Source organism: Coprococcus sp. AF99-45 (assembly GCF_027663865.1).
Taxonomy (GTDB): domain Bacteria; phylum Bacillota; class Clostridia; order Lachnospirales; family Lachnospiraceae; genus Allocoprococcus; species Allocoprococcus comes.
This window is the reverse complement of record NZ_JAQDGZ010000026.1, coordinates 25,323-37,460: the sequence shown is the minus strand read 5'-3', so window position 1 is coordinate 37,460 and position 12,138 is coordinate 25,323. Positions and strand designations below refer to the sequence as shown.

Genomic DNA, 12,138 nt, shown 5'->3' with positions numbered 1-12,138 from the left:
GAAGATGGGACTTGAACCCACACGCCCTTGCGAGCACTAGAACCTGAATCTAGCTCGTCTGCCATTCCGACACTTCCGCGTCAACAAAAAGAATTTTATCACATACCAACCGGTTTGGCAAGTGTTTTTTATATTTTTTTTGACTTTTTTTACATTTCATTAAATTACATCAATTATTTTGAATGCAGTTTGCCGCATCAATTGTAATTACCAGAAGAAGTCCCATCAATTCATCTGCCGGATTTGCAAAATCCAGTACATAAGTATCTCCCCAGTGGAGTAATTCTTTTGTAATATGTACCACAGGACTGCATGCTTCATAGATATCATAATTCCATCCCATGAAATCTCCTTCTACATGCCATCCATTAAACTCAACATCATACTTCGGTCGAAACAATGTAAAACGCTTTTCAATCCGTCCAAGTGTCTGCCCATTCACTTCAATTTCAAACACTGGAAGTAATGACATCACTTTTTCTTTAATCAACCCGAGTTCGTTCCCTGCCATATCATATACATGCAGCCGGTGTCCAAGCGACAAAAACTCTGCTTTTACAAAATACTTCGCATTTTCATTCTCATCATAAACATCATATGAATCTGTCCATGAAAAAACTCTCTGCTTAACAAGTAATTTCATACGCTACTCCTACTCCGGAAATTCATACTTCCTCAATTCGCAGTTCTTAATTCCAAATGCCGCAAACTCTTCATTCGTCATATCATAAAAATAAGACTGGATTACTCTGGAAATTCCATTATGTGCAACCAGTAGATAAACCTTATCATCCGCTTCTTTCCGAATATCATCCAGAAGATTGTAAATCCTCTGGCACAGATGAAGCATTGTCTCCCCGCCTTCAAAATGATTGATAAAGTTCTGTTTTGCCTTTTTGAACTCCTCCCCATTTCTCGGAGTGGACTCATATTTTCCAAAATTCTGCTCCTTCAGGCGCATCTCCTCACGCATCGGAATCCCTGTCACCTCCGAAATATGGCGCGCGGTCTCCTTCGCCCGGACAAGTGGCGAATACAGGATCTCGTCAATCTTTACGCCCTCTTCCTTAATCTTTCTTCCAAGCTCCATTGCCTGCTCATGTCCAAGCTCTGTCAGCTCGATATCTGTCGCACCACAGATTTTATTTTCCACATTCCATACAGTCTGTCCATGTCTTGTAAAATAAAAATGTCCCATTATTCTTTCTCCCAGTACGCTTTATTTGCCGAGCATTTCCGGACAAAATGTTCCGGTAAATGCGCATAATGTTTTCCAAAATGATAGGCAAGATACCGAACCGCACTTCGCGCCGCCACTTCACCTAAATATTCCTCCATATGATTCTGCTTCAGAAGCGCTGAAGTCACACGGACCAGCCGCATTCCTTCTTTTCCAGGTTTTGTATTTTCAATCATCTCCGGATGCTCCGCATGCGCAACCCCGATATCAAAGTTACGCTTCCAGAGTTCGCGCAGATTGTCATTGCGATAATACAGGATCTCAGCCTCCGGCGCATAAACCGTCTGCCAGCCCTTTTCCAGAAGTCTTCTCGCCGCAAGCATGTCCTCTCCGGCGATCATCCTCTTTCCAAAGCCTTCTGTCTCCAAATACGCACTTCTTCTGTACGCTGCGCATACATTAGAATTAAAAAATGTCCGGATCCCAAGCTTTCCGGTATCTTCCAAAGACTTTGTCATACCTTTCGGCGGATAGTTAAACTGTCTCACACAACACTCGATCGGACTGCATTCATCATCTGTCATATGCCTTCCATACACGACCGCCGTCCGCTCCTCTTTAAACGGTTCTGTCAGCTTCTCTACCAGATATCGGTTCTGTGGTATCGCCGTCTGTACCATAAAAATCACAATATCCGAATCCAGTTCCCGTAAGATCGCATCTCTGCTTCCTGCCCGGTCATATTCCTCCTTTGGAGTATATCGGGCTTCAATTCTTTTATCCATATAGATTTCCGGGATTTCCCTATCAATCGGATTCTCATAAAGAACTTCAAGCAAAATTCTGTCCGGCATTACACTCTGTCTCAATAATCTCTCTATACTCATTTTCAGTCGTCCATCTGGTCGGAAGACTGGAATAACAATCTCAATATTCAAGTCATCATCTCATTTCGTTTTTCTTACTAATCAGTATATACAAATTTTTTCCAGCTTATATCCTGATTTACTTACAACCATTATGCTGCATATTCTTCTTTTTTCTTCCTGTCCATCGAGGAAAGTTCCTTAAGCTCCCTCACCATGAAATATCCGCAGACGATTGCTGCTGCCGCATCTGCAATTGGTCCGGCATACATAACCCCGTCAATTCCCATAAACAATGGAAAGATCACGATCAGCGGCAATAAAAAGAGAATCTGTCTTGTCAGGGACATAAATACACCCAGCTGCGATTTTCCGATGGAGTTGAAAAAGTTCGATGTAACCGGCTGGATTCCATTGATAAGCGTAAGGAACATATAGATCCGGAAATACCGCTCTGAAAACTGAAAATACAGCTCACTTCCCGAACCAAATACGCTGATGATCTGTCTCGGGAATACCTGGAAACAGAAAAATGCAATTCCGGAAAGAACGGTTGCAGTTCCAAGTGCGAGCAGGTAGCTTTTCCGTACCCGTTCATACTTCTCTGCGCCATAGTTGAAGCCGATAATCGGCTGGATTCCCTGGGAAATTCCGATAACAAATGACATAAAGATCATATTTACTTTTGTAATGATCCCGGCACAGGCAAGCGGAATGTCACCGCCATATACAGACTGTGCTCCATAATGCGACAATGTATTATTCAGTACGATCTGTACGATCGTCATTGCAATCTGGTTAAAGCAGGCACTGGCACCGAATTTGAAAATATTCTCGATATGTCTTCCCGTCATATGGAAACTTTCCTTTGTAAGCCGGATCGTTTTAAAATGGAACATATACCGCAGACTGATGCAGAACGAAACGATCTGTCCTATGATCGTAGCAAGTGCTGCGCCCCTCATTCCCATATGCAACCCAAAAATAAAAATCGGATCCAGAATTGTATTTACAATAGCACCCACCAGCATAGATGTCATCGAATACCGCGGACTTCCATCCGCAAGGATCAGCTTACTCATCCCCGTATTTGCGATCAGAAATGGAAAGCCAATTGCCGTGATCCGTGTATATTCCTGTGCATACGGAAGTACCTCCGATGTGGCACCGAAGAATTTCAGCATCGGAGTCAGAAAAATCGTCGTTACTGCAAAAAGTGCAATCCCGAAAATTGCCATCAGGCAAATTCCATTTCCCGCATACTCTGCAGATTCTTTTTCTTCTCCTGCACCAAGCTTCAATGAAAAATTGGTCGCACTGCCGATTCCAAGCAGCAGTGAGATTGCCGTACAGGAAGTAGAAAGCGGAAACGCAATATTCGTTGCTGCATTTCCCAGCATTCCCACACCCTGACCAATGAAAATCTGATCTACAATATTGTAAAGAGCTGTTACCAGCATGGAAATAATGCATGGAATCGCAAATCCAACCAGTAGTTTTGATTCCTTTTCATACCCAAGCGGATTGTCCTGTTCATTCACTGTATTTGCCTTTTTATCTCTCACCTTTATAGCCTCCTCCAGATGTTCATATATAAATGCCGCTGTCTCACTTAGTGTCATCGTTCCATTTATCCGCTCCGCAGCTTCTCCTCTTGGAACAAGTACAAATTCATCTATTACTTGACGCATTACAAAATTCTGTGTTTTTTATACTTCTATTCCATCATCTACAATTTACATCTGTTTTCTGACGACTCTGTATTCATCTCCAGATCTGTAGTAAGGACACTGATAATGCTGATCCGTCAGAAACCGCATCATCTCATCCTCATCCAGGTCTCTGTCACACGTGTAACATTCATATTCATCATCGTAAATATAAAATGTACAGGTGTCACAACAGCTCGCTGTATTTGCCATAACCTGCCTCCTGTTATTTCTTTTCCTGTTCAAAAATCGGTATCAGCTGCAGGTGTCCTCCTTTAAAACAGGTTCCATCTTAGTTCATTCCTTTTTCTTTTTCTCTCACCGGCTTCGCCCAGTTGACAATCAGGATTCCGATAGAAACCAGCACCAGTGCGATCAGGTCTTTCATTCCGAATACATTTCCCTCACGCAAAATGATCGCGGAAAGGATCACCCCGAATACCGGATTCGTAAATCCGAAGATTGATACCTTGGATACCGGATTGTATTTCAACAGGATCCCCCACAGCGTGTATGCAACTGCAGAAATCAGCGCCATATAGATCAGAAGAATCATTGCCGGCATACTTGCCGTATGGATTCTTCCACCCATCACGAATCCGATCAGGATCATCACGAGCCCGCCTGCAGTAAACTGATATCCGCTTAACATCACCGGATCAGATTTGGCTGAATACTTCTTGATTAGTACAGAAGATAATGCATAAGCGATCGCAGAGATAAAAATAAATCCATCTCCGGTCAGATTAAAGCTCATATCCACATTGCTTCCGCTCAGATTGATCAAAACCACCCCTGCAAATCCGACGATACATCCGAGCACTTTTTTTTGATCCAGTTTCTCCTGATGAAAGATCAGGCTTGAAACAAGGATTGCAAGGAATACATTGGATGCCTCAACGATCGATCCTTTGACTCCGGTCGTATGTGCAAGTCCTACATAAAAGAAAAAATACTGGACCACCGTCTGTAAAAGACAGATTTTTCCGATTCTCGGAAGATCTCCCTTCCCCGCTTTCAGAAAACGTCCCTGCAGGATCGATCCAAACAAAATAACCATAATGCCTGCAATCGTAAAGCGGCACCCTGCAAACAGGATCTGCGTGGCGGTATCGGCTGAATCGATCTGAAACAGCCGGTAGCCAACCTTGATACAAGGAAAAGCACTTCCCCATAACGCACAGCAGACCATTGCAAGAAGACATACCACCCAGGTTTTCCTCATTGTAGTCTCTTTTAACTTTATCATCTCATTCTTTCCGTTTCTTACGCAAGAAGTTCATCTGCAAGTTCTTCCATTGCAGTTACATCTGCATCTTTCATTGCAGATTTGATCGTAACAGTCTTTTCGCAGAGTGTGATCTTCTTCATTTTCTCTACATAACTCTTCATCACGCGTGCTGCTGTCGGAGCCCAGGAACCATTCTCGATAATTGCGATCTTACGGTTCTGGTAGTTCTTATTGGTCAGTTTGTTCAGGAAAGTCTCCATGCACGGGAACACACTTGCATCATAGGAAGCTGCTGCAAGAACCAGCTTGTCATAGCGGAATGCATCCTCGATTGCCTCTGCCATATCATCTCTGGAAAGGTCAGTGATCGCTACCTTCTTTGCACCTTTGGCTTCCAGGATTTCTTTCATCTTCTCTGCTGCCTTCTTGGTATTGCCATGGATCGATGCATAAGCAACCAGTACCCCGTCATCTTCCGGTTCATAGCTGCTCCATGTCATGTATTTTCCGATATAGTATCCCAGATTTTCTTTCAGGATCGGTCCATGAAGCGGGCAGATCGTCTGAATGTCCAGAGTCGCTGCTTTTTTCAGAAGCGCCTGTACCTGTGCACCGTATTTGCCTACGATATTGAAGTAGTATCTTCTTGCTTCACAAGCCCAGTCCTCATCTGCATCCAGCGCACCGAATTTACCAAATCCATCTGCTGAGAACAGAATCTTCTCAGACTTTTCGTATTCGACCATAACTTCCGGCCAGTGAACCATCGGAGCCATAAAGAACTGAAGGGTATGGCTTCCAAGGGAAAGTTCTTCACCTTCTTTTACCGCAACTGCACGGTCTGCCAGATCTGCGATTTCAAAGAACTGTGGAAGCATTGCAATAGCTTTTGCACTTGCCACGATCTTGGCTTCCGGATATTTGTCTGCAAATTCTTTGATGCTTCCGGCATGATCCGGTTCCAGATGAGATACAACCAGATAATCCGGTGTTCTTCCATCCAGCACCCTCTCCAGATTCTCTTTCCATTCGTCTGTCTTTCTCGTATCAATCGTATCCATAACTGCGATCTTCTCGTCCAGGATCACATAAGAGTTGTAGGATACTCCGTTTGGAACGATGTACTGGCTCTCAAAGAGATCCAGATCCTTATCATCTGCTCCGATATATTTTACTGCATCTGAAATTACTATGTCTTTCATGTTAGTTCCTCCTTGTAATTGGTGATTGAAAAGATACTCAGGCACGTAGTGTCTTTTATTCGGCAGGAAGTTCCTACGGAATTTCCTGTTAAATAAGAAAGCTGGAAATATTACATTCCAGCCCTCTTAATTTCCACTCTTAATAATACTATGGAAATAACACACTTTCAATAAAAAAAGCGTTTAATTTTTTCATATCTGTTCTCATTTTTTACGTTAACCGGCACACACCATCTGTTCCTGCTCGTAAATGTGAAACGGTGCATCAATCGGATTTTTCATATCCCAGAGATAATATCCACCCTCTTTATAATACACCGGAAGAGTCTCGCATCGTTTTACACTCCGGATCAGTTCCTGTACCGAACGGATCTCTCTTGGAAAATACGTTGCATAAATTCCCAGCTTCTCCGGCACATGGCAATCACTTGATCCAACTGTTGCAAGTCCAAGCTCAGCCGCATATTCTGCCGCCTTTCGATTTGCCTCATAAAGTGTGCTGCCGTTCAGCACTTCGATTCCATCAAGTCCCTTTACAATCTTCAGGTTCTCTTCCAGTCCCCTGTTATTATTGCGGAATGGATGGGCACTGAAACACATACCGCCCTGTGCCTGTACCAGATCTACAAACTCCTGTGCCGGGATTCTCTCTTTTGGATAATCCTCAATTCCAAATGCTACAATGTCTCCCTGCAGGGAATAAAATTCAATCCCGACAAAAATCGGAAATCCTGTTTTCTCCGAATACTCTGCCGCAAATTCCTTCAGTCCCATACTGTCATGATCCGTAATACAGATCCCATCAAGTCCTCTGCGCTTTGCGATCTCTACCATGTTCTCCAATCTTAAAAAGCTGTCCCCCGAATAACGCATCTCATGCATATGCATATCAATTATCAACTGTTAATAACCTCCTGTTAAAATGCCTTTTCATTTCTCTTTTCTTCATTTTAACATGTTGTTTTACAAAAAAATAATTGATAATTTACATGCAGAAATTCAATTATAGGTTTTTCCGATAAACACTCTGTTGCTCAAATATCTGCATAAGATGCACACAAAGTCCGTCCCACGAAATCTGCTCCAGATGCTCCTTTTCCGGCTTTGATCCAGGATATTTTGCGATCCCTTCAATGGCTCCGGCAAGTTTCTTTTCAAATACCGGAAGTTCTTCTTCCACAGGTTCATCTTCATTCACTCTTTTTGGCGGCTCTACAAAAACCACACCATTATCCGGAAGATTCTGATCAATCCAATTCCTGATCCCCGGAAGATCTGTACAGATCACATAGGTACCACATGCCAGAGCCTCAATGATCACAAGTGGAAGACCTTCATAAAAAGATGGCAGTACAAACACATCACTCTGATTCATCTTCTTCGCCAACTCCTGCTGTGTGATCTTCCCGGCAAAGGTAACTGCAAACGGACACTTTTCGGCAAGCTCCCGGATTTCCTGATATTCGCCCTCATCCCCGGCACCTCCTGCCAGTTCCAGAGAAATAATAAGACCGGAATCCTTCAGATAATCCAACGAACGGATCAGACTTTTCACACCCTTTTTCTCTGAAATCTTTCCGGCAAAGATTAGTCTCAGCTCTTTTTCTTCTCCCTGTGAAGCCCCCATCTCCTGCCGGAAAACATCACTGTTATAGCCGGTTCCGATCACCCGTACCTTCTCTCTGATATGCTCCCCGTAAATTCCGCAGATCATCTCTTTCTGCTCCTCATGCAATGCAAAAATCCCATCCAGTGCAGGAATTCTCTGTAAAATGTATTCCCGGTTCTGTTCTGTCTTGCGGATCTGCCGCAGGTCGGATCCATGGGATACTCCATATACCTTTTTATCAGGAAACAGCTCTCTTACAATCGCTGTAAGGAGATACAGATGATGACACAGGATCACGTCCGGATCCAACTCCTCCACTGCCTTTTTCAGTACCTCGCCAAATGCGTTCCGGAACGTTTCTGTCATCTCCTCTGTCAGGTCTGAATACCTGGTACTCGGATAAGGCATCTCGTCCGACATTCCCGTGATCGGATACGGTAACTGCTCCGATTCAAAATATACCGGATAAAAGCTTACCCCCTCCGGAAGACATACCTGATCAGCTTTTGTAACTCCCGCGATCACTGACTGGGTGATTCCCTTTTTTTTAAATCCTCTGACCAGTTCCGTCAGATAGATACCGCTTCCGGTACTGTCCGGCTTCTGGGCTGTGACACTTAATATTTTCATTCTTTCGTCCCTCTTACTTTGTTAAAATTTCCCTGTTACATGTATTTATTGCCGCAATGTAATCAATAAAAGCGGTACTCACCGTTTATCATTTATCCATGCTTTAATTATTCTCCAGTTTCTTTTTCACCTGTTTTTTTAGAAGTTCTTCCTTTCATTGGATGAAAATGTTCCGAAAGGAGAATGCTTTTGAGGATTGCGAGAGTGCAAAGCACGTAGCAATCTGGTATCAAAGGGGTCAAAATACCTTTTAACCCCAACATCTTCATATGATTATATTAACATATAGTTGGAATCTGTAAAAGAGACGATCTCGATCCGGATATTTTCAACAGAAATATCTAAATACTGCTTCTTCTTTTTCCGCTTTTTCCTTAAAATCCATAAAAAAAGCAAAAAAAGAAACCTTTTTGGTAAAGGTTCCTCTATTACTTCTATATATAACTGGTTTTGTTATGTTTAACTAAATGCGGATGACAGGACTTGAACCTGCACCTCGTAGAGACTAGATCCTAAGTCTAGCGCGTCTGCCAGTTCCGCCACATCCGCATTTTTTTAGTCCCACAGAAAACCATGGGACTAAATAAGTGAGCGTGCGGGGATTCGAACCCCGGACAACTTGATTAAAAGTCAAGTGCTCTACCACCTGAGCTACACGCCCGTAACTGGGCCAGCTGGATTCGAACCAGCGAGTGCAGGAGTCAAAGTCCTGTGCCTTACCGCTTGGCGATGACCCATTATCTTTATGTCTTAACATAGAATGCGCCATGGCACATTCCCGCGCCTGCGACAATCGCTTAACTTATGGCATCCTGTAATCTGCCAAAGCTCTCATATCCTGCCGGAGACTTTTATGATATCCACTCTTACAATGTCTATCATAAAAAAAATGCGAGCATTTCTGCTTGCCATTTCTTTCAAATATTATAAATTAAAGGGTGGATACAGGGATTCGAACCCTGGGCCTCCAGAGCCACAATCTGGCGCGCTAACCAACTGCGCTATACCCACCATATAAACGTGCTTGGAGGGATTCGAACCCCCGACCCACGGCTTAGAAGGCCGTTGCTCTATCCAACTGAGCTACAAACACACAACACTGGATTCTCAGTGTAAGCGGGTGATGGGAATCGAACCCACGTATCCAGCTGGGAAGGCTGGTGTTCTACCATTGAACTGCACCCGCAGATCGCATCGGGGTGACAGGATTCGAACCTGCGACCTCCTGGTCCCAAACCAGGCGCTCTAGCCAAGCTGAGCCACACCCCGTTGTTTATCTGTTTGTCATCTCCGTGACGACAAAAGTTATTATATTACAAGGTTTTCAAAAAGTCAACATGTTTTTTGAATTTTTTTAAAGAAATTTTCATTTTTCTTTTTCTTGTAAAAGACACGCATTTTTGCCCTTTTTTCAGCAAAAATACGTGCCACCTACTCTAATCCAGATAATGAATCGTAAACTCCGCATTCCCGTCCCGATCCATCTCCATAATAATATAACTACCTTTTCTGCCTTCCTGCCGTGGAAATGCCAGACTGCCCGGATTCAGTACTGTAATATCACCAAACTTTTTCAGATACGGTCTGTGTGTATGACCAAACATCACGATATCTGCATTTCTCGATCTTCCCTCATCCAGGATCCGCTCTACACCAAGAGACACCGAATACTGGTGTCCATGTGCCATAAATGCTTTTTTCTTGCCAAAATAAATCTCCATCTCCCGGAGATTGCGTGAGAAGAAATCATTATTCCCAGCCAGTATATACGCCGGACATCCGCAGAATGCCTCAATATAGTCTTCTCCGCCCTCTGTATCCCCGAGATGCACCAGATAATCAATCTTTCCAGCTTCCATGATTGCCCGGTCAAATGCAGTATGTCTTCCATGTGTATCACTAATAATCAATACTCTCATAACTTTTTCTCCATGATCTGTCTCATCATCCGAAGCGCTTCTCCTCTGTGGCTGAGTTCATTCTTCTTTTCCGGTGCAAGCTCTGCCGAGGTACAACCGTATTCCGGCAGGAAAAAGATCGGATCGTAGCCAAATCCATTTGCTCCGGCGATTTCGTAACCAATACATCCTTCCATCGTTCCACGGACAACCTCTTTGTCCCCGTTCGGGAATACTGCCGCCACCGCACAGACAAACCTTGCTGTACGCTGCTTGTCCGGTACGCCCTTCATTCTTGAAAGCAGGAGGCTGTTCTTGATATCATACGAAGTATTGGTTCCTGCATAGCGCGCAGAATAGATTCCCGGTTCTTTATTCAGATAATCGATTTCCAGTCCGGAATCATCTGCCAGCACAATCGCATCCATCGCCCTCACTTCCGGCAGCTCTGCGATCGCTGAGGCTTTGATCATCGCATTTTCCTCAAAGGACTTTCCATCCTCTACGATATCAATGTCAACCCCGGCTTCCTTCATAGAAAGGATCTCCATCCCCAGATCCCGCAAGATCTGGCGGATCTCTGTCATTTTATTCTTATTACCCGTTGCAAAAATAATTTTCATCTGTAAATTCTTCTTTCTCTTACTGTTTTGGTTCTTTTGGGCGTTTCGGTGGCTTCGGACCTAAGAACTGATAAAAATAGGTCTTCAGCATACCATTATATATCTTCCGGTTCTTATCTGCTTTTCTTCCGAAATAACGTTCTGCATCCTCGTAACTGGTGATCATATATGCAGACCAGCTATCCAGCTTTTTAAAACTCTCACCAAATTCTCTGTATAACTGCGGCAGATCCTTTTTATCCTCCAGTCGCTCGCCATACGGCGGATTTGTAATGATAAAGCCATACTTCTTCGGGTGGCTTAAATCCTTTACCGCTCTTTCCTGAAAATGGATCAGATGGTCAACGCCTGCATCTTTGGCATTCTGTCTTGCTGCTTTTACTGCCTCCGGATTCAGGTCATATCCCTGAATATCAACCTGTACCTTCCGGTCGATCACATCATTTGCCTCATCCATTGCATCATACCATGCCTTTTTCGGAATCAGGTTCACCCATTCTTCTGCTGTAAAGGAACGGTTCATCCCCGGTGCAATATTAGCTGCCATCAAAGCCGCTTCGATTGGAAATGTTCCACTTCCGCAGAAAGGGTCTACCAGGATCCGGTCCTTGTGCCACGGTGTCAGCATGATCAGTGCGGATGCCAATGTCTCTGTGATCGGTGCCTTTACGGTCATCTGACGATAACCTCTCTTATGTAAAGATACGCCGGAGGTATCTATCCCGATCGTCACGATATCTTTCATCAGAAATACACGGATCGGGTAAGCTGGTCCATCCTCCTGGAACCATTCTATCCCGTAGATCCGTCTCAGCCTTTCTACCATGGCTTTTTTCATGATCGACTGAATATCTGACGGACTGAACAGCTTACTCTTTACAGATGCAGCCTTCGTCACCCAGAACTTTCCGTTCTTCGGAATATAATTCTCCCACGGAAGTACTCTTGTTTTCTCAAATAATTCATCAAATGTCTCTGCTTTAAACGAACCAACCTTAAGAAGGATTCTTTCTGCTGTCCGAAGGAACACGTTCGCATCGCAAATCGCCTGTGCATCTCCCCAGAAGCATACTCTTCCGTCTTCTACTGTTGATATCTCATATCCTAAATCCAGCACTTCCCGCTTCAGAACAGCTTCCATTCCGAAATGGCAGGGTGCTATCAGCTCCATTTTTTCCATTCTTTTTCCT

The 12,138-nt window shown here is 43.8% G+C and carries 12 protein-coding genes and 7 tRNA genes; all 19 read right to left on the bottom strand.

What is annotated here, in order from left to right; translation table 11 throughout:
- Positions 1-169 precede the first annotated feature (169 nt).
- The 19 genes from PGR14_RS14225 to PGR14_RS14135 all read right to left on the bottom strand — a co-directional run bounded on the left by PGR14_RS14225 (position 170) and on the right by PGR14_RS14135 (position 12,128).
- The gene (locus PGR14_RS14225; protein ID WP_055156302.1) at positions 170-643 is read right to left on the bottom strand and encodes an LURP-one-related/scramblase family protein; all 474 of its coding nucleotides are present in this window, start codon (positions 641-643) and stop codon (positions 170-172) included.
- Positions 644-652: 9 nt separating this feature from the next.
- Entirely contained in the window at positions 653-1,198 is a 546-nt protein-coding gene (locus tag PGR14_RS14220) for a histidine phosphatase family protein (protein WP_055156301.1), read from the bottom strand.
- Complete coding sequence (locus tag PGR14_RS14215) at positions 1,198-2,118, bottom strand: glycosyltransferase (protein ID WP_082424310.1); 921 nt, start codon at positions 2,116-2,118, stop codon at positions 1,198-1,200. Before PGR14_RS14215 ends, PGR14_RS14220 begins: the two co-directional genes overlap by 1 nt.
- A gap of 80 nt (positions 2,119-2,198) precedes the next feature.
- On the bottom strand, positions 2,199-3,737 hold the full coding sequence (locus PGR14_RS14210; RefSeq protein WP_242859511.1) for an MATE family efflux transporter: 1,539 nt from the start codon (positions 3,735-3,737) through the stop codon (positions 2,199-2,201).
- Between the two features lie 45 nt (positions 3,738-3,782).
- Positions 3,783-3,968, bottom strand: a complete 186-nt coding sequence (locus tag PGR14_RS14205) for a DUF6472 family protein (RefSeq protein WP_008372704.1) — start codon at positions 3,966-3,968, stop codon at positions 3,783-3,785.
- Between the two features lie 79 nt (positions 3,969-4,047).
- Positions 4,048-4,980 (bottom strand): DMT family transporter, encoded by a 933-nt coding sequence (locus PGR14_RS14200; protein ID WP_242859510.1) that lies wholly within the window; start codon positions 4,978-4,980, stop codon positions 4,048-4,050.
- Positions 4,981-5,021: 41 nt separating this feature from the next.
- Entirely contained in the window at positions 5,022-6,188 is a 1,167-nt protein-coding gene (locus PGR14_RS14195; protein WP_195602127.1) for an FprA family A-type flavoprotein, read from the bottom strand.
- Positions 6,189-6,404: 216 nt separating this feature from the next.
- Positions 6,405-7,088 (bottom strand): PHP domain-containing protein, encoded by a 684-nt coding sequence (locus PGR14_RS14190; RefSeq protein ID WP_055249150.1) that lies wholly within the window; start codon positions 7,086-7,088, stop codon positions 6,405-6,407.
- 103 nt (positions 7,089-7,191) lie between these two features.
- Positions 7,192-8,427: a glycosyltransferase family 4 protein gene (locus PGR14_RS14185; protein ID WP_055249148.1), complete on the bottom strand. Its 1,236-nt coding sequence runs from the start codon at positions 8,425-8,427 to the stop codon at positions 7,192-7,194.
- Between the two features lie 468 nt (positions 8,428-8,895).
- Positions 8,896-8,976 (bottom strand) — tRNA-Leu (locus PGR14_RS14180).
- Between the two features lie 39 nt (positions 8,977-9,015).
- Positions 9,016-9,088: transfer RNA gene (locus PGR14_RS14175), tRNA-Lys, on the bottom strand.
- A gap of 4 nt (positions 9,089-9,092) precedes the next feature.
- Positions 9,093-9,164 (bottom strand) — tRNA-Gln (locus tag PGR14_RS14170).
- Between the two features lie 200 nt (positions 9,165-9,364).
- A tRNA-His gene (locus tag PGR14_RS14165) sits at positions 9,365-9,438 on the bottom strand.
- An 8-nt stretch (positions 9,439-9,446) separates the two neighbouring features.
- Positions 9,447-9,520 (bottom strand) — tRNA-Arg (locus tag PGR14_RS14160).
- 22 nt (positions 9,521-9,542) lie between these two features.
- Positions 9,543-9,613, bottom strand: a tRNA-Gly gene (locus tag PGR14_RS14155).
- A gap of 8 nt (positions 9,614-9,621) precedes the next feature.
- A tRNA-Pro gene (locus tag PGR14_RS14150) sits at positions 9,622-9,696 on the bottom strand.
- A gap of 167 nt (positions 9,697-9,863) precedes the next feature.
- The gene (locus tag PGR14_RS14145; protein WP_055156291.1) at positions 9,864-10,346 is read right to left on the bottom strand and encodes a metallophosphoesterase family protein; all 483 of its coding nucleotides are present in this window, start codon (positions 10,344-10,346) and stop codon (positions 9,864-9,866) included.
- A complete protein-coding gene (gene rdgB, locus PGR14_RS14140) occupies positions 10,343-10,948 on the bottom strand; it encodes an RdgB/HAM1 family non-canonical purine NTP pyrophosphatase (protein ID WP_055156289.1) in 606 nt (201 codons plus the stop codon). The genes PGR14_RS14145 and rdgB overlap by 4 nt, the downstream gene beginning before the upstream one ends.
- Positions 10,949-10,967: 19 nt before the next feature.
- Entirely contained in the window at positions 10,968-12,128 is a 1,161-nt protein-coding gene (locus PGR14_RS14135; protein WP_022219968.1) for a THUMP domain-containing class I SAM-dependent RNA methyltransferase, read from the bottom strand.
- Between the last annotated feature and the right edge of the window lie 10 nt (positions 12,129-12,138).